We start from the raw sequence: 24,549 nt of genomic DNA, 5'->3' as shown, positions 1-24,549 counted from the left end.
ATCTCTTGCCGCTTAAACAAAAAAGGGCGGGCAGTATAGCACGCCAATAGCGTGGCGTGTGCGCCTACCAGCCCCTTGTACTAACTCTTTATTCGAGTGAGAGCGGGCGTCAGATCAAGGCAAACAGGGTTGTTTAGGCGTCAGAAAAACCCAATCGTTGGTCAGGTTCGGTCACCGTTTGGAGCAGCAGCAAGGCGCGTTGGCCAATAGCCACGTTCGCATTGGGAAACACAATTGCTTCGCCCGGCGCTTGCGCTGTATATGCGGTATCGCCATCCTGACAAATCAACGAGTCAGTTTCGAACTGGGTGAAATTGAAGGTATCGTCGGCAAAATTCAGAGAGAAATCTTCCGTCTGTTTATGCACTGAACGACTGACCTGGAATAGCTGCAGCGCGCTGCGCCAGTTAACCTGCTGCCAGTCAAACTGCTGAATCAGTAATGCACGCAGCGTGGTTTCTGTGAGCAGATAATCCATCGGATTGTTCTCACCAAATGGCATCACTTTGCCCAGTTCGACAGTCGCAGCTTCGGCACCATGCGCTTTGGAGCTGAAATAGCTGAAAGTCCCGGTGGCCTCATGGGACAAGAGTACCGCTGTGCAATCTAAACCAGACAACAACGCGATAAACCTTTCCTGATAAGGCTTCCCGTGTAGGAAGGGGTGTACAGCGAACTTCTGATGTTTTGAGCCACGAATTGCCGTGTGAAGATCCAGGTGAATACGACGTCGCTCATTAAGCTCTCCGCCACTTTCAAAGAAGCGGTCGACCTCAGCCATCAAGGCTATCGCCCTGCTCTGCTCCGGGTTCGTGGCCTCGGTCAGGCGAGCATCGGGTTTAAACAGGCGATTTAAGTTCTCATCAATAAAACGAGTGCCCGCTTTGATCGCTGGGATGTTGCCAATCATCACTAACAGTCGAACACGCAGGTTTAAATCACCCGCCAGAATTGCGTTGGTCAGGCGATTGCAGATCTCAATGGGCGCTGTTTCATTGCCGTGAACTGCACAGGAGAGGATCAGGTCGGTGTCGGTTGCCTGGTTTGGTGTGAATTGCAATACACCAGGCGCCAGCAGTGTTGCCTCTAAGTGGGCACAGGCCGGCGCAGATTGAATGGACTTAGGATAACTATCAGCAGGGCCAATGTCTGATGACTCGCCCTCGCTCAAGGTGTATTTGAGAAAATCGAATGTTTCAGTCCAGTTCAATGCAGACAAATCAGCTCCCAAGGATGGCGCTTTAACCTAATCGCCAAGATTTCAAAAAGATGCTGCAAACTATAGCGGCGTCGAAGAAGAAGGCAAAGGCTGTCGATCATCTGGTAAAGGACGTATAATCTCGCCTTGTAACGTCTGACTGACATCACCACACTTGCTCACCAAGTGTCATACAGCTAAATATCAACTCAGGAAATTCATCCATCCCATGGTAAACACCCTCATCCGCCCCGATCGGGATCAGGTTAAACATTGGCTAGAGTCACTGGAGATACCTACCTATATCTGTGACAACTGCCAGGCGCTGCACTTGCCTCAAGTTCAGGAGATGGAAGGCGTGCTTGAATCGCGCCTGTTTGTGGATGAAGAATGGATGTTGCTGAGTACTGAAGCAGAGATAAAACCCTCGGGCTTGCTGCATCTGATGGCAGAGCTGGGCAATATCAATGCAGCCTGGCCAACAACAAAGATCTTCGTGGATATCCAGGATGACTCATTACCTCGGTTAGTGGTGAGCCAATCATTGTTTGTTGGCGCCGCAATCACAATGAAGCAGTTTGAGCACTTTTTTAACCAAACCATTGAGATAGTCGAGCAAGTTATCGGCGAGTGTCACGATAATGGCGTATTAGTGGTGGATAATGCGTCTGCCAGTAAACCCGATGAGACAAGCAATATTGTCCACTAATCAGTACTGAACGCCGCAGACGAGAACCAAATCGCTTTACCCAGGAACCTTATGTTTAAAGACAATCCCCTTCTCCAGCAACTGAAAACCGAGATCAAAGCGTCTATCCCTAAAGTCGAGGGAACCATCCGCGCAACGGACAAGAGCTACGGCTTCTTAGAGACGGATAAAGGGAAACGCTATTTTGTTCCACCACCGGCAATGAAGAAGGTGCTGCATGGCGATAAGGTTGTCGCCTTGCTACGCAAAGATGGGGAGAAAGAGAGCGTTGAACCAGATAGTCTGGTTGAGCAAGGCCTGGAGCGCTTTATCGCGCGAGTGACCTTTCGTAAAGATCGTCCGGCCGTTGTCGCTGACCACCCAGTGATAAAACACCCAATCAATGCAAGAAACAATGCCGGGAAAGAGGTTAGTCTGGCTGAAGGTGATTGGGTGGTGGCCCGCCTCCAGCGTCATCCTCTGAAAGGCGATAACAACTTCTTCGCCAGCATCGAGCGTAAGATCACAACGGCAGATGACAAACTCGCGGCCTGGAAAGTGGTACCCGCCACCCACGAACTGCCTGACCAGCCTCCTGCTGAACAGGAGTTTACCCGCTTGGAAGACCCCTGCCCGCGCCAGGACCTGACCGCTGAAGCCTTTTTCACTATCGACGGTGCATCTACCCGTGACATGGATGATGCTCTGCTCATCAGCGAAACCACTGATGGCTGGCAACTGACGGTCGCCATTGCCGATCCCACGGCCTATATAGCCGAAGGAGACGCCCTGGATAAAGAAGCGATGTCACGTGCATTTACCTTGTATCTGCCCGGACACAATGTCTCGATGTTGCCACCCACCTTGAGCGAATCCCTTTGCTCTTTGGTTGAGAATGAAGACCGCCCTGCCCTTTGTTGCCGCATCGATGTTGATAAATCTGGCGAGCTCAAAGGTGACGGTGAATTTTTCCTTGCTACGATCCGCTCTCAGAACAAACTCAGCTACGACCAGGTTGCAGAGTTTTTGGAAGCTGAGACATCTTCATGGCAACCTGAAGGAAAGCTCGCAGCACAGCTAAAAGCGCTACACAGTTTTGCCCTGGCTCGCACCCAGTGGCGCCATGACCACGCCTTGATCTTCCCTGAGCGTCCAGATTATCGCTTTGAGGTAAATGACGAAGGTGAAGTGGCTGCTATCCATGTTGATCACCGCAACATTGCCCATCGTATGGTCGAAGAATCAATGCTTATTGCCAACGTATGTGCGGCCAAGTGGCTGAGAAGCCATGTAAACGCGGGCGTGTTTAATGTTCATACTGGTATCGACCCGGAGAAAGTTGATGATGTGGTCAGCATCATCAATGAACATCAGGGTAATTTCGATCGTGATGCCATTCTTACCCTGGAAGGGTTCTGTGAACTACGCCGATGGCTGGATGACCAACCCACAGGCTATCTTGATGCCCGCATCCGCTCGAAGCAGAGCTACAGCCTGATCCATAGCGAGCCAGGCCCTCACTTTGGTCTGGGCTTTGAAGGCTACGCCACCTGGACTTCTCCAATTCGTAAGTACGGCGATATGGTTAATCATCGCCTTCTAAAAGCAGTGTTAGCATCAAATGTAGAAGGTACAAATAAACCTGACGCCGCTCTAGTGGAACACTTGACGTTACAACGCAAACGCAACCGTCAGGCTGAGCGTTCCATGGGTGACTGGCTTTATGTTCGGTTCCTGCAAACCGCAGTCAAAGAGAAGCAGGTGTTTACCGGGGAAGTGATCGACATAAACCGTGGTGGTGTGCGCGTCAGACTGAAAGAAAACGGCGCGGTTGCTTTTGTTCCCGCCTCGCTGATCCACGATAAGAAAGAGGAACTGACCATCGACAGAGAGCTGGGTTGTTTGGCCATCAAAGAAAATAAAGTACTGCAGCTGGCTGACAGTTTTTCTCTGGTGCTTACCGAAGCCAAACTGGCGACTCGCTCTCTGGTAGGTAAACCTGCCGAGCCGTTAGCGGATTAATCGCTGTTGATCGCTAGTTAAAGAAAAATTCTCCGAATGAAGGGCCGCTGTTGCGGCCCTTCTTTTTTATCCTGTCGTCAGCAAGGTCACATTTTGACCCACCATAACCAAACAGACATGGGTGTTTTGCAAAAAAAAGCGTAATCTTATAGGGAGTTAAGACAAGGAGTCGCAAACCGATCCCATGCTTAGTGCCGGCCATTCCAGTAAATTTGCATTGCTGCTACATGTACTTATGCTGATCCCGTTGTCAGCATACGGTGTGTACCATATTGGCTGGGAAAGCCATATTGTTGGCGTGGTGCTAATTATCGCGGCACTGCCACTGGCGCTCTCTGTATTTCGCCTGGCTCAGGGCAAAGACAATAGCTTATACAGCAAGACATTCATTATTGTTGTATGTATGGCCCTGCTTGGCGTCTGCTATCAATTGGGTATCAGAGGACTCATCTATACCTTCGGCGCAGCGTCCATGCTGTTTTTTATCTTCGGTTTCAGAGCTGGTTTGGTTCTCAGTGTTGTCTACACAATTCTATCCATCGCCCTGTCATTAAATGCCGCGCCATCAGTATTAGTGTTTAAGTTTTCTATTGGTATCGGCCTGAGCTTACTGTTTACCGCATTTTTCGCTTATGAGGTCGAAACCAACCAAAAGGCGCTTGAAAGGCAAGCGAACCGAGATCCGCTCACAGGCGTATTTAATCGCAGAATGATGTCGAAAGCGTTGGCCCAAGCTATCGATTATGGAAAGCGCTATCGTAGGCATTGCAGCCTAATCTGCATCGACCTCGATCACTTTAAAGAGATCAATGATACCCATGGTCATACCGTGGGTGATGAGGTGCTCAAACAAGCTGCTAACTGTATAAGTCGAACAATTCGAGGAACCGACAGCTTATATCGATTTGGCGGTGAGGAGTTCGCAGTGTTGCTTCCAGAAACCGAGCAGATGGATGCTATGGCGGTGGCAGAAAAACTCAGGGAATCTCTGGTAGACCACTCCTTTGACTGCAACATTAATCTCACAGCCAGTTTTGGAGTTGCGGAGATGGTTATCGAAGAAAGTGCTGACAGTTGGTTAAAACGCGCCGACGACAGACTCTACGAAGCTAAGACTTCTGGTCGAAACAGAGTTGTCTAATTCACCTCTATAGCAACTAAGTCTAACTCGCCCGCTACGCTCTCGCACAGGCCCCCTCCCTTACCTAACTTATGAATGAGTCCCAGTAGCACATGGCAATGCCAAGTGCTGGCGCGATGCTATTTGATTACAGAGCATCGCAGCTGTCACAAAGCACCAGCCATAAAAAAAGCCACCCGAAGGTGGCTTTTTTCTAGCAAGAAGAGTTCTTACTTAACTGGACACTTGGTCAGCTTCCAGATGTCACGTACGTAATCTTCCATAGAGCGGTCTGAGTTGAATTTACCCATAGTCGCTGTATTGATGATCATTGAACGTGCCCAACCAGCCTTATCGCGGAAGCGAGTATCAGCACGCTTATGCGCATCTGAGTAAGACTCGAAGTCAGCCAGAGCCATGTACGGGTCACCACCGTCCAGCAGGCTGCGCTTGATGCTTGACAACTCACCAGGCTTACCAGGTGTGAAGTAGTCAGTATCCAGCCAATCCAGAATCGCTTTCAGCTCTGGGTTGCTGTAGTAGTAATCCCAAGGGTTGTAGCCTTGAGCTTTCAACGCCTGAGCTTCGTCAACGTTCATACCGAAGATACAAACGTGCTCTTCACCCGCTTCTTCAGCGATTTCGATGTTTGCACCGTCAAGAGTACCAACAGTCAAAGCACCGTTCAGAGCCAGCTTCATGTTACCAGTACCTGACGCTTCGAAACCTGCCAGAGAGATCTGCTGAGACAGGTCAGCTGCTGGGATCAGTTTTTCAGCGATAGTTACACGGTAGTTAGGCAGGAATACAACCTTCAGCTTACCTTTGATGCGAGGATCGTTGTTCACCTTGTCAGCAATACAGTTGATGCCGTAGATGATGTCCTTCGCCAGCTTGTAACCAGGTGCAGCTTTAGAACCGAAGATAACAACACGAGGATGCATGTCGTAGTCTGGGTTTTCCAGCAGACGGCGGTACAGAGCCAGGATGTGCAGCAGGTTCATTTGCTGACGCTTGTACTCGTGCAGACGCTTGATCTGTACGTCAAAGATTGCTGTTGGGTCAACTTCAACACCAGTCAGCTCTTTGATGGTTGCAGCCATATCTACTTTGTTCGCCAGTTTGATATCCATGTATTCCTTCTGGAATGCAGGATCATCAGCGTACTTAGCGATATCACGCAGCAACTCGAGGTCACGTGGCCATTCTTCGCCAACTTTTTCAGTCAACAGTGCAGACAGACGTGGGTTACACGCTTTCAACCAACGACGCGGAGTAATACCGTTAGTTACGTTAGTGAATTTGCCTGGGAACAGCGCATCGTACTCTGGGAACAGGTCTTTCTTAACCAGTTCAGAGTGGATCTGAGCAACACCGTTCACTTTGAATGAACCGATTACTGACAGGTGACCCATGCGAACTTTGCGAGAATCGCCTTCTTCGATGATAGAAAGCTTAGCTTTGATTTCATCGTTGCCAGGCCATTTCGCTTCAACTTCGTCGTTCAGGAAGCGACGGTTGATTTCGTAAATGATTTCCAGGTGACGAGGCAGTACGCGCTCGAACAGGTATACGTCCCACTTCTCCAGTGCTTCTGGCAGCAGAGTGTGGTTAGTGTATGCAAATGCGCTACGGCTGATCTTCCAAGCGTCATCCCAGTTCATGTCGTACTCGTCTACCAACAGACGCATGAATTCAGGGATAGCAACCGCTGGGTGAGTATCGTTCAGCTGCATAACGTTCTGGTCAGCGAACTTGCTCCAGTCGTCGCCGTGTGCACGACGATAACGACGAACGATATCTTTCAGTGAACATGCACAGAAGAAGTACTGCTGGATCAGACGCAGCTGCTTACCAGCTTCAGTTTCGTCGTTCGGGTAAAGAACTTTAGAAACTGCTTCAGCTTCTGCATTCTCAGCTTGTGAGTCAACATAACCACCCGCGTTGAATACATCCCAGTTGAAGAAGTCAGATGCACGTGATTCCCACAGACGCAGGATGTTTACGGTTTCAGCACCGAAACCTACGATTGGAACATCCCATGGAACACCTTTGATAACGCGTCCTGGGTGCCATTTCTTCTTCATGTTACCAGTTTCGTCGAATACAGTTTCAACGTAACCGAACAGAGGAACTTCTTGGATAGATTCTGGACGGCAGATTTCGAATGGGCTGCCGTACTCACGCCACTCATCAGGGCGCTCGATCTGACGGTTGTCACGGAATTCCTGACGGAACAGGCCGTGCTCGTAATGGATACCGTAGCCGATAGCTGGGTAGTTCAATGTTGCCAGTGAATCGATGAAACAAGCCGCCAAGCGACCCAGACCACCGTTACCCAGAGCCATATCAGGCTCTTCATCCAGGATGACAGAGATGTCATGACCAAGCTCTTTCAGTGCATCAGCAGCAGCTTCAAACACGCCGAGGTTGTGAAGGTTGTTAGAAAGCAAACGACCCATCAGGAACTCCGCAGACAGATAGTGTACTGCGCGAGTATCAGCTTCAAAGTGAGCTTTTTGAGTTTGACGGAGACGCTCGTAAACGAAATCGTTAGCTGCAGCTGCAGTAGCTTCAGCCCACGCGCGGTTACTTGCCTTGTTTTCATCTGTGCCCAGAGTTGAGTGCAGATGCTTCAGGATGCTTTCCTTGAATTCTGCCGTGGTCAAAGAGAAACGCGAAGCCGGAGCTGCTTTCTTTGCACTACGAGTAGTTTTCTTGGTTGCCATGTTGTTACTGTCCTTCGTTTAGTTGTGACGGGACATACTTTTGTCTACCGATTAAAAATCGAGCAAACAGTCTGTTGTAAAATTTCAAGCGAGCCAAATCCTATCGGGTGACTCGCCTTGGTTATTTGATCCAAGTCTGATTTTTCGCGGCTTTACTGTAATGGGTTTTCAACATTTTTCAATAAAACAGTGAAATCTGTACAAAAAGCAACCATTAGCAGCCAGCTTTCGCGAAAGCTGCCGCAACAATCTCTTTTGCTTCTTCCTGGATCTGCTTAATGTGTTCAGCGCCGATAAAGCTCTCAGTGTAGATCTTGTAGATCTCTTCTGTGCCAGATGGGCGCGCTGCAAACCAGCCATTTTCAGTGACGACTTTCAGGCCGCCGATCGCTGCACCGTTACCCTGAGCATGAGTCAGCTTAGCAACAATTGGCTCACCTGCCAGTGTGTCAGCTTCAACCATATCTGGGGTGAGGTTCGAAAGTACTTTTTTCTGTTCGTGGTTTGCTGGCGCATCAAGGCGCTCATAAACAGGGCTACCGAACTTAGACTCCAGAACCTGATATAACTCACCAGGATCTTTACCTGTCACAGCAGTGATCTCAGCTGCCAGCAGCGCCAGGATGATGCCATCCTTATCGGTACTCCAAACAGAGCCGTCGAAACGCTGGAAAGACGCACCAGCGCTTTCTTCGCCACCAAAGCCGAAGCTACCGTCGAACAGGCCATCTACAAACCATTTAAAGCCGACAGGCACTTCGCTCATTTTGCGGCCGAGGCTTTCCGCCACGCGGTCGATCATAGAGCTGGATACCAGGGTTTTACCGATAGCCATGTCGTCACCCCAACCTTTGCGGTGGGTGAACAGGTATTCAATAGCCACAGCTAAGTAATGGTTAGGGTTCATCAGGCCGACGCTTTTGGTCACAATGCCGTGACGGTCATTGTCCGGGTCATTACTGACGGCAACGTCAAAGCGGTCTTTGAGGTCGATCAGGCTGGCCATCGCATAAGGACTTGAACAGTCCATACGGATCTTGCCATCTTTGTCGAGGGTCATGAATGAGAATGCAGGGTCAACGCGTTCATTCACAACTTCAATATCGATACCGTACTTGGCCTTAATTGCTGGCCAGAATGCGATGCCGGAACCACCCATAGGGTCTACACCCAACTTGATGCCCGCTTTCTTGATCGCTTCCATATCGATGACATTACCCAGGTCATCAACATAAGGCGTGATGTAGTCATAAGCGACGGCCAGGTCAGACGCCATTGCCTGCTCTGTGGTCACCAATTTAACGCCTTCGAGGTTAGCCGCTAGGATTTGGTTTGCTCGAGACTGCACAATCGCAGTCGCCGTGCCATCAGCCGGGCCACCATTAGGCGGATTGTATTTGAACCCACCATCTTCAGGTGGGTTATGACTCGGTGTGATCACAACACCGTCAGCCAAGCCTTCAGTACGTTCTTTGTTGTAGCTGAGGATGGCGTGAGAAATCACAGGTGTTGGCGTGTAGCCCAGACCTTCTTGAAAACGCACTTCGATGCCATTAGCAATCAGTACCTGCAAAGCAGAACCAAATGCAGCTTCAGACAATGCATGGGTATCGAAGCCTACGAACATGGGGCCCGTTGTGCCCTGCTCTGCACGGTACTCAACCAGCGCCTGGGCGATCGCCAGGATATGTGCTTCATTGAATGACTTCTTCAAAGAAGAACCACGGTGACCAGAGGTACCGAAGCTCACTTGCTGAGAAGGCTCTGACGGATCAGGCTGATATTGATAATAGGCAGCCATTAATCTTGGGATGTTGCACATCTGCTCTGCGCCAGCAGGTTTGCCAGCTTGTGGATGTAACGCCATAGGTATTACCTACCCTACTTTTATCTACGATGATTAAATGAGAAATCTATTTCTTTACTTTCTTGCCGGATGACGAAGGCAAGGTTTGTAACATCTGGTCTACCAAACTTTCATCAAGCTCCAATACCGCCATCGCACGCTTAAGCATTTCTCGCTTCTTGCCTGTATTGGTATTGGTAATCACCCAGTAAGGAGAATCGGGTATTTGCCTCGGTGCCGTGCTGCTTCCTGCCGCTAACAGAGTCGCTTTGCTGGTAGCAAAATACACTCGGTTGCGACCTTTAATGTTCAATACCGCAGCAAACTTATCCGGCGAGTATTGATGGAGTAATGAAAGAATATAGACGAAACGGCCCACAGCGCCTTTTTGCTTGGCAACTGCCTGGCTGTCGAATTCGAATTCAGAGTTAGTTTCAGGAATGGGAGGCGTAGGCTCAGACTCAACTATTTCAGTCTGCGCTTCATTATTGTTCTGTTGTTCAAAGCCAATCAATCGACGGAGGATATCAGAGGCACTCTCGCCAATCCGCTCCGTCTTGCTGGCTATAAACTGATAAAGGTCTTCATCTACTTCAATTGTCTTCATTTTGTCTGTCACCGCTTCACTATGCGCTGGCACAAAATGGGCCTAATTATACATGGCGAGGTTTAAATTCCTACTTCGCTAATTAAGTAGTTGGCCCAAGCCTTGCCCACGCCCGGTTCACAAGGCAAACTCTGCGCCTATCGTTATTGTGGAGTCTGGTATGCAATTACATTTTCAGCGCAGAGGTCATGGCCCCACCGTGGTTCTGATTCACGGTTTGTTTGGCAATATGGATAACCTGGGTACGCTGGCGCGACATCTGGAGCCGCAATTCGACGTGTTGAGCGTCGACCTGATCAACCATGGTCGTTCAGCTCACATCGCACATACTGACTACACCGATATGGCGGGCGACATCATAGAGACTCTTGACGCCTTAAACATTGAGCGAGCGCATTTTGTCGGTCACTCCATGGGCGGCAAGGTGTCAATGGAAGTCGCCATGCAACGCCCAGAGCTGATAGATAAGCTGGTTGTGGCTGATATCGCGCCAGTACAATACCAAAGCCACCATGTGCTGGTGCTTAAAGGGCTTGCAGAGTTAAACGAAGCCTTACCCGTCGCAACGCGAAAACAAGCCGATGAAATTCTTGCCAGACACCTTACGGATCTCGGCGTCAGGCAGTTTTTGCTAAAAAACCTGACCAAGACAGAGATAGGTTTCCAGTGGCAGTTTAACTATCAAGGCATTCTCAATAGCTATGAGGATATTCTTAAACCCACCAGCGCTGCGGTCCCGTTCAATTCGCCCACACTCTTTATAAAGGGCAGCGAATCAGAATACATTCTCACAGAGCACCGAGAGGCTATCGCCTTACGCTTCCCCAATGCCAAGGCGAAGGTTATTCAAGGGACTGGCCATTGGTTACATGCCGAAAAGCCGGGCATTTTTAACCGTATGGTGAGTCAATTTTTAACCAGCTAATTAGGGGTGAAGCAGCCTTATCGGCTGTGGTATAGTGCGCGCCGCGCAACCACCCGGAGATAAATATGCTGGCAGAAAATTTCGAACAGATTGAAGCGATAGGCCTGAATCTGTTTTTTGCCGCTATATTTCTGCTGATTGGTCTTGCTATCAATGACGTGTTGAAGCGAGGAGATGTGCCGAAGTTTGGGCGAGTTATTGTCTGGTTGGTGCTTTTCTTCGGTTGCGCAGGCTTTATAGCCAAAGGTGTTATTCAGTTTTTCATGGAAAGTGGCGGTATTGGTAGCTAACCATGGCAAAAGAACATACAGACCGCACGACGATTGACCTTTTTGAACATCAGAAGCGACCGGGTAGACCCAAAACCAACCCACTGCCGAGAGAAGTTCAATTAAAGGTTAATAAGCGGAATCAGTTAAAACGCGATAAAGCGAATGGTTTGAAGCGGGTTGAAGTAAAGCTGCATCAGTCATTGCTCGACCAACTTGATGAAAAATGCGCAGAGCATTCAGTCAACCGCAGCGCGTTAATTGCTTCTATATTAGAAGCAGCATTGTCAGACTAAGGGACTTTGCGTCAAAATAGTCTGCTGTGAGTCATCCATTTATCTAGTGAACAGGAAACATTCATGTCGATTGTAGGTATCTTTTTTGGAAGTGATACAGGCAACACCGAAGCCGTTGCAGAGATGATCCAAAAAAACTTGGGCAAGAAGATCTCTGATCTTTATGACATCGCAAAAGCGACCCCTGAGGATATCGACAAATATAACTTCCTGCTGCTCGGCATCCCAACCTGGTACTACGGTGAAAGCCAGTGTGACTGGGATGACTTCTTCCCTGATCTTGAGCAAATCGACTTCAGCGACAAAATCGTTGGCATCTTTGGCTGTGGCGATCAGGAAGATTATGCAGAGTATTTTCTTGATGCTATGGGCACCATCCGCGACATAGTCGAAGCTAAAGGTGCAACTCTGGTAGGCCTTTGGAGCACAGAGGGTTACGACTTCGAAGCTTCTAAAGCACTGGCTGATGAAAACCATTTTGTTGGCTTGGGTATCGATGAAGATCGCCAACCGGAGCTGACCAAAGAGCGTGTGGAAGCCTGGTGCAACCAGATTCGCGAAGAGATGTCCCTGGACAGCTTTGCTTAAAAGTACGAGTTAATAGTTAAAAGGCCGCTTATGCGGCCTTTTTTAATGGGTCTTTGCGCGCCCATGGCTTATGGCGGACATATACGGTACGCCTGAGAGTAGCAACGATATCGCCCTCTTCATCCACCACGTTGATAATAAATTCTGGCAGATACTTCTCTCCACCTGCAGTGGCATTGCGGATTTCATCTATGCGTTGGTTCGTCAGTTCAAACTCCGCGTAAACCCGCCCCTTCCCCGGTTTAAGGAAGTTGATATCCGCGGCTCGGTCGCAAATAAGGTATCGGTGGCCCAATACACCCATCAGCATCAAGGGATAAATAGGATCGGACATGGCGAATAAACTGCCGCCAAAGTGAGTACCATTGGCGTTACGATTCCAAGGCCTTAATCGCAATCCAACACGACACTTCAAATAATCCTCACTGAGATGCTCTATCCGGATCCCGGTAAACAAAAACGGCGGCCACAAATTTAAGATTCGCCTTAATAGTCGTGGTCGCTCAAAAACTGCGCGCATATTCACCCTCTACTGGTCTGACCACCAAACATTAGTACAAGCTTGGGTCACAATTCAAGGTTAACTACTCAAGTATTCCGATTTGTGGTTTATTTTGGTGCCGATAACCCTATAATTGGACAAACAAAAAGCCCCATAAAAGCGCAAAGTAAAACGGGAAATCGGATGACGGATGAAAATCAAGCGCTCAAGAAAGCTGGCCTGAAAGTCACTTTGCCACGCGTAAAAATTCTTGAGTTACTACAGCAACCAGGCAACCAGCACGTCAGTGCAGAAGATCTCTACAAAAAACTCATCGACCACGGTGAAGAGATCGGTCTGGCTACCGTCTACCGGGTGCTTAACCAATTTGATGATGCCGGTATTGTTACCCGTCACCATTTCGAAGGCGGCAAATCGGTTTTCGAACTCGCCACAAGCCATCACCACGATCACTTGGTATGTTTAGACTGCGGTGCTGTGGTTGAATTTGTTGATGACACCATTGAGAAGCGTCAGAGTGAAATCGCCAAAGCGAACAACATCGACCTGGCAGCTCACAGCCTCTACCTCTACGGTCATTGCACCAAAGAAGACTGCTGTAACAAAGATAAGTAATACCTATCCATATCAAGCCGAAAGTCACACATTCGTTCAGACTTTCGGCTACACTCTGATTTTGTTAGCTAACTTTCTATTTTTAATAGGGAAAATGGCTTGGCGAAATCACCACTTCCAAAACAACTACAACAAAGACTCGTTCGCACCTACGCGAAGATAGATAACACTCACTATCGCCGTCCCCGGCGCATGGCTGTGTATCGGCACGTCGCCATCACCAGCCTGATACTGATTGCACTGGGCGTATTCCTGAGGTTTCACATTATTGAAGCCGCCGAAGACCTTTTCGCGGCAAAAATCCAGCAACAATTAGATTCCCAAGTCGCTGCAGTCCAGTTTTGGGCAAAAACTGAAATGGGCCTGGCTGATAGTGTGGCGACCCGACATCAGGTTCATACCCTGCTCAAGCGTTATCAGTCGGCCTCGTCAGAACAGATGCGCAAGATCCAGGACGAGCTTAGCCTCGAAGTCGAACAAGGCCTATCCTCTTCAGACTCGATGGGCTTTATGATCTTGAATCAGGCTGGAGAGATCATTGCCTCGACTAAACAGCATGCCCTGGGTTCAATGCTATCCAGAGCAAATATTCGACTGATTGAGAGCGTTGTCGAGCGAAATGTCAGGTTGAGTAGCGTGATGTTTGCCGACCGACTGGTGCCAGATACCAAACTTCCCCCCGTCATGCTGATCGCCACGCGTATTGAAGTGGATGCACTACCCCAGGATTTCTATCTGGTTGAACTATTGAACGCATCGCTCGAATTTAACCTTATTACTGAACTGTATCGAAGTGATGAGCGCATTGAGATGTATTACTTCAATGCAGAAGGGATGATGATTTCTGAAAGCCCACTCTTGAACGATGTTAAGCGCGCGGGTCTTCTCATTGATTCTGAGCGAAAGAGTACGGTACTTAATGTGCGCCTTACAGATCCCTCCAGCAAAGAAGGGTTACCAGTACTTCCTATTCAGCGCGCCCTGACCTTGGGCAGTGGCAGCAATTTTGACGGTTATCGCAGTTATCGTAACGAAGAAGTTATGGGCGTATGGTTCTGGGTTCCTGAGCTACAAATAGGCTTTGCTGTCGAAGTTAACCGTTCAGAAATGCTGGACCTTATCTCTCCCCTGCTCTACACCGAAATACTAATGTTTGCCCTGCTGGCGTTCAGCGGTGTCGCCATGGTGATTTATCAGGTACGAATGCGACGACTAGATGACCAGGTCAACGCATTTGAGCAACTGGGGCAATATCGACTGAAAGAAAAGATAGGTGAAGGAGGCATAGGTACAGTTTATCGCGCCAAACATGCATTGCTCCGGCGTCCAACGGCATTGAAAGTGCTGAAGAAAAGCATGCTGACAGAAGAGATCATCGACCGCTTCGAACTGGAAGTACAGCAAACGGCACTGCTCAGTCACCCTAACACAATCCAGGTGTATGACTATGGTCTGAGCCCTGATGGGACTTTTTACTATGCCATGGAGTTTATTCGCGGGTTTAACCTCGGCGACTACATTGAGCAATTTGGCCCCATGCCTCAGGCCAGAGTCATCCATATTCTGCGACAAGTGTGCGGGTCCCTGGCGGAAGCACATAGCCGCGGCCTGATTCATCGAGATATCAAGCCGCCCAATATCATGTTGTGTAACCAGGGTGGTATTTACGATCATGTCAAAGTACTTGATTTTGGCTTGGTCAAAGATATCTCAGATCCTGAATCTACCCAACTGACGCAAACCCAATCCATTGCTGGAACGCCTGCTTACATTGCACCGGAGCGACTACAGAATCCGAGTCTGTGTGACGCCCGAACAGATATCTATGCCCTAGGTGCAGTAGCGTACAACATGCTCAGTGGCAAAGACCTGTTCACAGGCACAAATGCACTACAGATCGCGCTATCAGCGTTGAAGGAGTCGCCTGTACCTATTTCTGATGCTGTGTCCGCCCCTATCGAAGCGCGATTGGCCTCTTTAGTCATGCGATGTATCAGCAAGCAACCTGAACAGCGCCCTCGTGACGTTTTCGAGATTTTAGAGGAACTAGATCGACTTCAAGCACTCTACCCGTGGCAACAAACTGACGCTTTTGGCTGGTGGTCGCAATATGCAGAGCCATTGCTAAAACACGAACCCGAGGAAACTGAAGATGCTTAGTCTGCGGTGTCTTGCCACCTGTTTTATTGTTGTTTTTCTTTCAGGCGCAGCCAGTGTGGCATCTGCCGATCAAACTTCGAGCAAACAGTTGGAATTGGAGCTGCAGCAATGGTTACAACAAAGGCAGCCGCAACAGTTCCAGGGAGAAGGACAACAACCGCTCAACTATTTTTCCCATCTTGCCGCAACAGAATCTGATATCGCGCTTATCTACCTGCACGGCATAGAAAGCCATAGTGGCTGGTTTCATTTGGTTGCTTCACGGTTGGCTGGTCAAGGGTACGACGTCTACCTACCCGACCGCCGAGGCAGTGGCACAAATCGCGCAGAAATGGGATTAGAACCCGGCCATGCAGATTCTGCAGATCAGTTAACAGAGGATCTGAATCAGTTAATTGACCAGGTTACGCCCAACTACAAGAAGCGATATCTGATTGGGCTTTCTTGGGGTGGAAAACTGGCTATGCATTACAGCATGCAATATCCAGAAAAAATTGACGGCGTTATACTGATAACCCCAGGTTTAGTTGCCAAGGTCGATTACTCGTTATGGCAAAAACTCGGCATAGGTTTCTGCGCCTTACTCTGTTCTGAAGCGGCATTTCCAGTACCTATTCAGGCACCCATGTTTACCGATGACCCACTCTTTTTGAGTTTTATCCGCAACGACTCATTGCGCAATACTACCGCCAGCGCAAGCTTCCTTTGGGCAACGAATAGAATAGATAAGGCTATAAATAAGGGCATCGAAAGCTTCGATTTACCCATTTCACTTCACCTGGCTGAGCATGATGAAATCGTTGATAACGATGGGATCGTGTCACTTTTGCGCCGTTCACGCTCAAATATTGACCAAACAGACTATCCAGATCAAATTCACTCACTGCAGTTTGAAACCCCGGACCAACTTAGCCGTCTAATCGGCCAATGGTTGATTCAACAAGGAGAGCGCAATGCGAATTAAGCAGGCCTCGGTTTCTATCGTTTCCATCCCCATGAACTACGAAGTGCAGCATGCCCTTGCTTCACGCTCTACCGCTCGGAATGTCATAGTCACGCTTGAAGATGATCAAGGCCACAAAGGGTTTGGCGAGTCTTGCCCCCGTGAATATGTCAGCGGTGAAAGCGTAGATTCGGTTATCAAGGCACTAACACAGCACTGGTTCAGCAAAATTGAAGGCGCTGAGTTCCATAGTTTTGGCGAACTCCAGCGTTGGGTCGAAGAGGCTCTGCAGCAACTTCCCCGGGATCAGCATGCAGCATTTTGCGCATTGGAACTCGCACTTCTGGATTTGTTTGCCCGAAGCAAACAGACACCTGTATTACGGCTATTTACCGACCAACATTTTAAGCCCCAGTTGTATAGCGCCGTCATTGCCAGTGAAAAAATAGAAAACGTTGTCGCCAATGCTCACATGGTGAAAAAGTTTGGTATCAAGATGTGCAAGGTCAAGTTGGTCTCAGATCTTGAACATAACCAAAAAATTCTGACCGCAGTCAGAGAGGTGCTAGGTACCGAAGTTTCACTTAGAGGCGATGCTAATGCGGCTTGGGCTGATGCTGACGAAGCAGAATCGCAACTTTCCACGTTAACACCTTTTGAATTGGCCTCGATCGAGCAACCCTTGGCTTCTGAAGACCTGCCAGGCCTCACTCAACTCACTGCGGCGAAAATTACGCCAGTGATGGTGGATGAGTCTATCTGCAGTCGAGCTGACGCTCACCAGCTTATAGAACAGAAAGCCTGCGACCTGTTCAATATTCGCATCTCAAAATGTGGTGGTCTCACCAACAGTATTGCGCTGACTAAACTGGCAGCAGAGCATGGTATTGGTTGCCAACTCGGCGCTCAGGTAGGTGAGACCAGTTTGCTTAGCTCCGCAGGTTTAACACTGGCCAATTTAACGCCCGCCCTGAAATGGCGTGAGGGCTGTTTCGGCACTTTATTGCTGGAAGGTGACCCCTTTAGCCCCGTGGTGCAATTGGGACCGGGCGGCATCGCAAACCTTTCGGAAAACCCTGGCTTCGGTATTTCACCAGATACATCAAACTGGCAGAAGTATGCGGAATAATCGAGTTTGAAGGAGACGTAACACTATGATCGGATACATCATTCATTTTCTAGCTAAGATCTCTGCCAGCCGATTCAGCAAAACCGCCATCGGCGGATTAGATACCCAGCGTGCCCTGCTGCTCAGAATCATTAAACAAAACGCTGATACCGAATACGGCAAACGTTATGGCTTTGCCAATATAAAAACCATTGAAGATTATCAAGCCGCCGCGCCCTTAGTCAGCTACGAAGACATTCGGCCTGAAATCGAGCGAATGACGGCGGGAGAAAGCAATATTCTCACCGCAGAACAGCCGGTGATGTTTGCCCAAACCAGCGGCACGACGGGTAAGGCCAAGTTTATTCCCGTCACTCCCAGCTGCCAGCGAAATGCTTCGTCAGACATGATGCGAGCGTGGATGTATCATGCAAAACGCGCTCACCCAAATCTGTATAAAGGCAAAATCGTTTCATTGGTATCCCCTGCTGTAGAAGGCTATACAGAGTCTGGTTTGAGCTATGGCTCCACTTCGGGTCATATCTACAAACAGATGCCGAGTATAGTGCAGAAAATCTATGCCATCCCATATGAAGTGTTTGAGATTGAGGATTACGAAGCAAAATACTATGCATTGATGCGGTTTGCCCTGTCGGAAAAAGTTTCTTTGCTCGCCACTGCCAACCCCTCTTCCATTCTCAAGATGTGTGAGAAAGCCGATGAATACGGCACTCCTCTGATTGAAGATATTCGCCAGGGTACGCTTAGTACAAGGTTCAGTATCGAACCTGAATTACGTCAGGCACTAGAGAGCGGCCTGTCGCCAGACCCTGCACGTGCAGACTTTTTGCAGAAGCAGCAAAACAAACGAGACGGCCGTTTACTGCCCGGCGACTATTGGCCAGAGCTGGCGCTCATTGGTTGCTGGAAAGGCGGCACGGTTGGTCATTATCTAGAGAAGTTCCCGGCATGGTTTGACCCTGACGGCAACAGTCCGAAACAGGTACGCGATTGGGGCTTTCTTTCGAGCGAAGCGCGCTGTTCGGTGCCCCTATCGGATAAAGGTTGCGCCGGTCCCCTCGCCCTGGATGTAAATTTTTACGAGTTTGTGCAGGCTGACGATGTGCTTAACGCGCCCAATGATCCCAGCCAATGGAACTTCCTGACCATAGAAAAACTGAAAACCGGCGGCGAGTACTACATCTTCCTCACGACGACGGGCGGTCTGTACCGCTACGACATTAATGATGTCATAACTGTCGAGGGCTTCTACAAGAGCTCGCCGAAAATCCGCTTCCTGCGCAAAGGACGTGGCATGACTAATATCACCGGTGAAAAACTGAGTGTGAACCAGGTGATTGATGCCATTCAGAAAGCCAGCGTAGCCAGCGGTGTACTGGCAGATCACTTTAAGGCAGAAGCTTACACCGAAGAGAGTCGTTATCTTTTGCGATTGGAGCCTGTCGGTCATTATGACGATGACGCTCTAATCCAGTTTATCGAGGCATTTGACCAGGCTCTGCGCGAAATTAACGTCGAGTACGAAGCCAAGCGTAAATCTCAGCGTCTGCACGCCCCATTGCTGCACGTGATGCGCGATGGTTGGTATGAACGGGCTAGAAAAGCGCAGGTTGCGGAAGGTAAACGCATGTTCCAGGCAAAAACCGAGCTGTTAAGCCCGATTAAGGCAGAAACCACAGTGATTAAACCTGAGTTGGTGAAAACACTGGACGTTGAACAGTCTTAAATCTGAAAGGTGTGAGGCATATCGACTGCCTCACACCCTTTACACATTAAAACACCCGTTTCCCGCACTAATTGTATTGAGTTAAGCCCTACAATCATGGATCATAGCCTCGAATTATTGTCTGTTTGACTCGTAGAGGTTTTTTCATGTCTGAGGCGGCTACCGTCACGCCCACACCGAGCAACTTTATTCGTCAGATCATCGATAAAGATCTGGCAGAAGGAAAGCACACTTCGGTTCACACGCGTTTTCCACCAGAGCCTAATGGCTACCTTCACATCGGCCACGCAAAGTCGATCTGCCTGAACTTTGGAATTGCATTGGACTACCAAGGCCAATGTAACTTGCGCTTTGACGATACCAATCCAGAAAGAGAAGATATCGACTACGTAAACTCAATCAAGCAAGACGTTAACTGGCTTGGCTTTACGTGGGATGGTGACGTTTGTTACTCCTCGAACTACTTCGACACGCTGTATGATTACGCTGTAGAACTGATCAAAAAAGGTCTGGCGTACGTCGACAAGCTCTCACCTGACGAGATCCGCGAATATCGAGGCACGCTTAAAGAGCCTGGGAAAAACAGCCCATATCGAGACACGCCAGTTGAAGAAAATCTCGCGCTGTTCGAGCAAATGAAAAATGGCGAGATGGCCGAAGGCAGCTGCTGCCTGCGCGCAAAAATCGACATGTCATCGCCCGTTATGTGCATGCGCGATCCAGTAATCTACCGGGTTAAATTCGCTCATCACCACCAGACAGGTGATAAGTGGTGCATCTATCCGATGTACGATTTCACTCACTGTATCTCTGATGCGCTTGAGGGGATCACTCACTCGCTATGTACACTGGAATTCCAGGATAACCGTCAGCTGTATGATTGGGTGCTGGATAACATCACTATCGACTGCCAGCCTCGTCAGTACGAGTTCTCTCGCCTGAATCTGGAATACACAGTAATGTCCAAGCGTAAGCTGAACTCCCTGGTGACAGAGGGTTTGGTGTCAGGTTGGAATGACCCACGCATGCCTACCATCGCCGGTTTGCGTCGTCGTGGCTACACCCCAGCATCCATCCGTGAGTTCTGTAAGCGCATTGGCGTGACCAAGCAGGAGAACATGGTCGAAATCGGCATGCTGGAAGCAGTGATCCGTGAAGATCTGGAGCACAATGCGCCGCGCGCTATGGCCGTCATCGACCCGGTTAAACTGGTTATCACTAATCTGGACGAAGGTCATCAGGAGCTTCTGAAAGCGCCTGCGCACCCTAAAGATGAGTCTATGGGTGAACGTGAGCTTCCGTTTACGCGTGAAATCTATATCGACCGTGCTGACTTCCGCGAGGAAGCAAACAAGAAGTACAAGCGTTTGGTACTGGGCAAAGAGGTTCGCCTGCGCAATGCCTATGTCGTTCGAGCAGACGAAGTAATTAAAGATGCCGATGGCGAGATCACTGAGATCCGTTGCAGTTACGACCCTGAAACACTGGGCAAGAACCCAGCAGATGGCCGCAAGGTAAAAGGTGTGATCCACTGGGTTTCAGCAACGCACTCCAAGCCTGCTGAATTCCGTATCTATGATCGTCTTTTCACCGAAGCAAATCCGGGCGCCGCGGAAGACTTTCACTCGGTTCTGAATCCAGAATCTTTGGTGATCAAGAAAGGCTTTGTTGAGCCTTCACTGGCTTCTGCAGAAGCTGAAAAAGCGTATCAGTTCGAACGCGAAGGATACTTCTGTGCGGATAGTGTCGATTCCAGCGCTGACAGCCTGGTATTCAATCGCACCGTTGCACTGCGTGACACCTGGGGTGGATAAGGCGATTCACCGCCCTACTCTATAACCCCGTCTGCAGGGACTAAAAAAGCCGAGCATTTATGCTCGGCTTTTTTACTGTTCGGGTCAGTAGAAGCTTAGTATGGCTGCCCCTGAAGCGCATCTTCACACTTGCGAATATCCTCGAGCGTATCGACTTCTGGTGAATCAGAGGTAGTGACTGCAACCTTAATTTTCTCCCCAAACTCCAGCGCTCTTAGCTGCTCAAGTTTTTCCAGGTTTTCAAGCTCAGTAACAGGCCACTTGCCGAATGCGCCCACAAAACGGCGGGTGTAACCATACACGCCTAAGTGTTTATAGACGGGATAGTCTTCCTCGCCATCTCGGTTAAACGGTATGCGGGAGCGTGAGAAATAAAGCGCATTGAAATTACGATCAAACACCATTTTTACGTGCATGGGATCGTCAAGCTCAGCTTCATTGGTAATACGATAAGCGAGCGTTGCCATTTCAAACTCACCGGGGGCATCTTTAAACAGCGACACCACCTGATCAATGGACGCGGGATCAATCAACGGCTGATCACCTTGCACATTAATAATGAGATCCGTTTTAGCCAAACCCAAACGGTCAGCCGCATCGTCAATTCTGTCGGTGCCCGAGGCAGCTTCAGCACTGGTCATTACCACTTTGCCACCAAACCCTTCCACGGTATCACGGATAAGCTCGTCGTCAGTCGCCACATAAACCTCATCAACCAGCTTAGCCTGACGGGCCCGTTCGTAAACGTGCTGGATCATTGGTTTATGGTGGATCATCGCCAATGGCTTGCCAGGAAAACGGCTGGAGCCATAACGCGCAGGGATCAATACAGTCACACTCATTTTCATACACCTGATATAAATAGAGCCACTTCATTCGGCATGAAGTGGCTCAAATCGCACGCTTAAAGGTTAGATACGACGATAAAGTCCTGTCAGTAACTCATCAGTCACTTTATCTTCCCAACCGTCGCCATATACGTTGTGCCACAGTGGACCTAAGCTCTTAGCTACTTTCACCATCTTAGCAATGGTTTCATCTGGCAGGTCCTTACAGATACCTTTTGGCAACGTAATGTTGTGCTTGTCCATCATCTGACGGAATTCTTTCACACCCTCAGGGTAGAACTCTTCCAGCACATCAAAGGCAATACAGTTGCCAATACCATGATGGTAGCCCAATACGTAGGAAAGGCCGTAAGAAAGCGCATGACACGCACCTACCTGACTGTAGGCGATAGACATACCACCCATAAAGGACGCCATCATCAACTTGTCGTCTTTTTCAGGGTGGTCATCAATATAAACTTCACGACAAAGGTCTAATGATTTCTCGCCGTAAGCTTTAGAGAACTCGTTCAGGTAAGTTCCTTCCAGAGATTCGATGCAGTGGATGTAACAATCCATACCGGTATAGAACCATTGGTCGGTAGGTACATCTTTGATCAGCTCAGGATCCATAATGATCTGGTCGAACACCGTGTAGTCGGAGTTGAGACCCAGCTTGCGCTCTGGGCCGCAGAGAACTGCGGTACGAGAAGCCTCTGCACCGGTACCAGACAGTGTTGGAATTCCAATGTGGTGAACAGCAGGATTCTTAATCAAATCCCAGCCCTGATACATGGCTGAACCGCCAGGGTTGGTAAGCATCAGGGATACCGCTTTGGCCAGGTCCATGGTTGACCCGCCACCCAGGCCAACAACACTTACCGGCGTCTTGCCTGCATGGGCCTGAACCTGTTCAGTCAGGCTGTCTACCTGTTTGGTTGTTGGTTCTTCATCGACGTTGACCCAAATGAGCTGATCCTGTGCCTTTAAAGGCACGCGGCCTTCCAGCGGCTTGCCCTGATGTACATCGTCTACCAGAAAAACAACGAAGTCATCGTCACGCTTACGCTCTTCTGCCAGCACTTCGTCCAGTTGAGCGAACGAACCGCGGCCAAAAATCATTTTTGGTACAACTTTGAAGTTTTTGAAACTCATCTTTTATTGCTCCATCAGCTTATGCTGCAAAGGCTTTCTTAATATTTTCAATACGCTGCTGGATCTCTTCTTCGCTCCAGGAAAGTTTGATCAGCATGGAAATAGTACGGCTCATGATATCGTCAGACTTAGGCGTCTGAACCTGGCTGTAATCAGGACGCTCCTGAACCAGCTCAATCGGCAACTTGGCTGCAGATTTCATCTGTTTGATGTGGTCCCAGTTCTTCAGGTAGTGCCAGTTGTTAACGTACCAATAAAAACAACCATCTACACCGTGTTCAGCCAGCTTTTTGTTAATCTCAACGGTGCGAGTTTCCGACGGCAACATGAAGCTCAGGAAGCCAGCAGAATCGCCCGCTTCATCAGGGATTTCGCGGAATGAAACTTCTTCGATTGACGCCATAGCATCTTTAATAAGCTTCTTGTTACGACGTTGGATCTCAACAATCTTGTCTAACTTGCGAAGTTGCGCCACACCCACAGCAGCATTCATTTCTGAAATACGGAAGTTAAGTCCCATGATTGGGTGGCTCTCAGCACCGCGGTCATTACCTACATGGTCGTGGCCATGGTCAGTAAACATATGGGCGTGATTATAGATTTCAGGGTTGTTGGTGATCACCGCACCACCTTCACCGCAGGTGATGGTTTTCACTGAATCGAATGAGAAACAACCCACATCACCAATGGTGCCCAGCATTTTGCCTTTGTATGAACCACCGATAGCCTGACAGGCATCCTCCATCAGTACGATATTGTATTCTTCACAGATCGCACGGATCTCGTCCATCTTAGCCATCGAACCACACATGTGTACTAAGTTAACGGCTTTGGTGCGAGGCGTAATCGCCGCTTTGAGACCTTCAGGAGAGATACACAGCGTCTCGTCGATTTCAGCAAACACAGGAACCGCGCCAGCCATCACAACCGCTTCAACAGAAGCAACAAAAGTAAATGGCGGCACAATCACTTCGTCACCGGCACCAATACCAGACGCCGCCAAGGCGGTCTGCAGCGCTGCTGTACCAGAAGAGAGCAGGTGCGCATGTTTCACATCGAACTTTTCACACAACATCTGTTCCATGTCGCGCGCTTTCCAATGATCATTTCGCATCGCATCAAAGTTGTAACGGAAGGTGAAGCCCTGCTCCATTACTTCTTTAACTTCTTGTTGTTCTTCAGGGCCAAATAACTCAAAACCAGGCATGCCGGCCATCTCCTCGATAAGACGTCTATGAACACGTGCTGACTTCAGCACTTAAACTGGGCGCGAGACAAAATACAGGCTGTATTTGCTCAATAAGTCGACCAAATAGGTCTACGCTTTTTTTAATAACTCTATGATATCACTAAATGGAAGATTGATAGCCTAGATCTGACCACAATTAGT

Annotated in this window: 21 protein-coding genes; 13 read left to right on the top strand and 8 right to left on the bottom strand. The window is 49.0% G+C overall.

Translation table 11 applies throughout. The features are described from left to right. Positions 1-133: 133 nt before the first annotated feature. Positions 134-1,219, bottom strand: coding sequence for a succinylglutamate desuccinylase (astE, locus tag ABEA14_RS04005; protein ID WP_345338570.1), 1,086 nt, complete (start codon positions 1,217-1,219; stop codon positions 134-136). A gap of 208 nt (positions 1,220-1,427) precedes the next feature. Here astE and ABEA14_RS04000 point away from each other — a divergent pair, with 208 nt between their 5' ends. The 3 genes from ABEA14_RS04000 to ABEA14_RS03990 all read left to right on the top strand — a co-directional run bounded on the left by ABEA14_RS04000 (position 1,428) and on the right by ABEA14_RS03990 (position 5,049). Continuing rightward, positions 1,428-1,907: a type III secretion system chaperone family protein gene (locus tag ABEA14_RS04000; RefSeq protein ID WP_345338569.1), complete on the top strand. Its 480-nt coding sequence runs from the start codon at positions 1,428-1,430 to the stop codon at positions 1,905-1,907. 51 nt (positions 1,908-1,958) lie between these two features. Continuing rightward, positions 1,959-3,908, top strand: coding sequence for an exoribonuclease II (locus tag ABEA14_RS03995; RefSeq protein WP_345338568.1), 1,950 nt, complete (start codon positions 1,959-1,961; stop codon positions 3,906-3,908). Positions 3,909-4,092: 184 nt separating this feature from the next. Then, positions 4,093-5,049 carry a GGDEF domain-containing protein gene (locus ABEA14_RS03990; protein WP_345338567.1) on the top strand — a complete coding sequence of 319 codons (957 nt, stop codon included), beginning with the start codon at positions 4,093-4,095 and terminating at the stop codon, positions 5,047-5,049. Positions 5,050-5,258: 209 nt separating this feature from the next. On the opposite strand, the gene ABEA14_RS03985 is transcribed toward ABEA14_RS03990, so the two are convergent. From ABEA14_RS03985 to seqA, 3 genes are all read right to left on the bottom strand, one after another. Next, entirely contained in the window at positions 5,259-7,757 is a 2,499-nt protein-coding gene (locus ABEA14_RS03985; RefSeq protein WP_345338566.1) for a glycogen/starch/alpha-glucan phosphorylase, read from the bottom strand. Positions 7,758-7,971: 214 nt separating this feature from the next. Then, positions 7,972-9,624 (bottom strand): phosphoglucomutase (alpha-D-glucose-1,6-bisphosphate-dependent), encoded by a 1,653-nt coding sequence (pgm, locus tag ABEA14_RS03980; protein ID WP_345338565.1) that lies wholly within the window; start codon positions 9,622-9,624, stop codon positions 7,972-7,974. 46 nt (positions 9,625-9,670) lie between these two features. Then, positions 9,671-10,210: a replication initiation negative regulator SeqA gene (seqA, locus tag ABEA14_RS03975; RefSeq protein ID WP_345338652.1), complete on the bottom strand. Its 540-nt coding sequence runs from the start codon at positions 10,208-10,210 to the stop codon at positions 9,671-9,673. A gap of 160 nt (positions 10,211-10,370) precedes the next feature. On the opposite strand from seqA, the gene ABEA14_RS03970 reads away from it, so the two are divergent. From ABEA14_RS03970 to fldA, 4 genes are all read left to right on the top strand, one after another. Next, a complete protein-coding gene (locus tag ABEA14_RS03970) occupies positions 10,371-11,135 on the top strand; it encodes an alpha/beta fold hydrolase (protein ID WP_345338564.1) in 765 nt (254 codons plus the stop codon). Positions 11,136-11,200: 65 nt separating this feature from the next. Further along, positions 11,201-11,425 carry a DUF2788 domain-containing protein gene (locus ABEA14_RS03965; RefSeq protein ID WP_345338563.1) on the top strand — a complete coding sequence of 75 codons (225 nt, stop codon included), beginning with the start codon at positions 11,201-11,203 and terminating at the stop codon, positions 11,423-11,425. Positions 11,426-11,427: 2 nt separating this feature from the next. Next, positions 11,428-11,700: a LexA regulated protein gene (gene ybfE, locus ABEA14_RS03960; RefSeq protein WP_345338562.1), complete on the top strand. Its 273-nt coding sequence runs from the start codon at positions 11,428-11,430 to the stop codon at positions 11,698-11,700. Between the two features lie 63 nt (positions 11,701-11,763). Further along, on the top strand, positions 11,764-12,288 hold the full coding sequence (fldA, locus tag ABEA14_RS03955) for a flavodoxin FldA (RefSeq protein WP_345338561.1): 525 nt from the start codon (positions 11,764-11,766) through the stop codon (positions 12,286-12,288). A gap of 28 nt (positions 12,289-12,316) precedes the next feature. On the opposite strand, the gene ABEA14_RS03950 is transcribed toward fldA, so the two are convergent. Continuing rightward, positions 12,317-12,760, bottom strand: a complete 444-nt coding sequence (locus tag ABEA14_RS03950) for a DUF4442 domain-containing protein (protein ID WP_345338560.1) — start codon at positions 12,758-12,760, stop codon at positions 12,317-12,319. A 213-nt stretch (positions 12,761-12,973) separates the two neighbouring features. On the opposite strand from ABEA14_RS03950, the gene fur reads away from it, so the two are divergent. The 6 genes from fur to glnS all read left to right on the top strand — a co-directional run bounded on the left by fur (position 12,974) and on the right by glnS (position 21,177). Then, entirely contained in the window at positions 12,974-13,405 is a 432-nt protein-coding gene (gene fur, locus ABEA14_RS03945; protein ID WP_345338559.1) for a ferric iron uptake transcriptional regulator, read from the top strand. A 99-nt stretch (positions 13,406-13,504) separates the two neighbouring features. Beyond that, entirely contained in the window at positions 13,505-15,565 is a 2,061-nt protein-coding gene (locus tag ABEA14_RS03940; RefSeq protein ID WP_345338558.1) for a serine/threonine-protein kinase, read from the top strand. Continuing rightward, positions 15,558-16,529, top strand: coding sequence for an alpha/beta fold hydrolase (locus ABEA14_RS03935; RefSeq protein ID WP_345338557.1), 972 nt, complete (start codon positions 15,558-15,560; stop codon positions 16,527-16,529). The genes ABEA14_RS03940 and ABEA14_RS03935 overlap by 8 nt, the downstream gene beginning before the upstream one ends. Beyond that, positions 16,519-17,637, top strand: a complete 1,119-nt coding sequence (locus ABEA14_RS03930; protein WP_345338556.1) for a mandelate racemase/muconate lactonizing enzyme family protein — start codon at positions 16,519-16,521, stop codon at positions 17,635-17,637. The genes ABEA14_RS03935 and ABEA14_RS03930 overlap by 11 nt, the downstream gene beginning before the upstream one ends. Before the next feature lie 25 nt (positions 17,638-17,662). Then, on the top strand, positions 17,663-19,363 hold the full coding sequence (locus tag ABEA14_RS03925; protein ID WP_345338555.1) for a GH3 auxin-responsive promoter family protein: 1,701 nt from the start codon (positions 17,663-17,665) through the stop codon (positions 19,361-19,363). Positions 19,364-19,509: 146 nt separating this feature from the next. Beyond that, positions 19,510-21,177 (top strand): glutamine--tRNA ligase, encoded by a 1,668-nt coding sequence (glnS, locus tag ABEA14_RS03920; protein ID WP_345338554.1) that lies wholly within the window; start codon positions 19,510-19,512, stop codon positions 21,175-21,177. A gap of 95 nt (positions 21,178-21,272) precedes the next feature. On the opposite strand, the gene kdsB is transcribed toward glnS, so the two are convergent. The 3 genes from kdsB to ABEA14_RS03905 form a co-directional block, all read right to left on the bottom strand. After that, positions 21,273-22,019 carry a 3-deoxy-manno-octulosonate cytidylyltransferase gene (kdsB, locus tag ABEA14_RS03915; RefSeq protein WP_345338553.1) on the bottom strand — a complete coding sequence of 249 codons (747 nt, stop codon included), beginning with the start codon at positions 22,017-22,019 and terminating at the stop codon, positions 21,273-21,275. A gap of 69 nt (positions 22,020-22,088) precedes the next feature. Further along, positions 22,089-23,159, bottom strand: a complete 1,071-nt coding sequence (kdnB, locus tag ABEA14_RS03910) for a 3-deoxy-alpha-D-manno-octulosonate 8-oxidase KdnB (protein ID WP_345338552.1) — start codon at positions 23,157-23,159, stop codon at positions 22,089-22,091. 19 nt (positions 23,160-23,178) lie between these two features. After that, positions 23,179-24,366 carry a DegT/DnrJ/EryC1/StrS family aminotransferase gene (locus tag ABEA14_RS03905; RefSeq protein ID WP_345338551.1) on the bottom strand — a complete coding sequence of 396 codons (1,188 nt, stop codon included), beginning with the start codon at positions 24,364-24,366 and terminating at the stop codon, positions 23,179-23,181. Between the last annotated feature and the right edge of the window lie 183 nt (positions 24,367-24,549).

This window comes from Corallincola platygyrae (assembly GCF_039544265.1).
GTDB classification, from domain to species: Bacteria; Pseudomonadota; Gammaproteobacteria; order Enterobacterales; family Neiellaceae; genus Corallincola; species Corallincola platygyrae.
The sequence above is the reverse complement of the archived record's forward strand: the minus strand, read 5'-3'. Positions and strand labels throughout refer to the sequence as shown.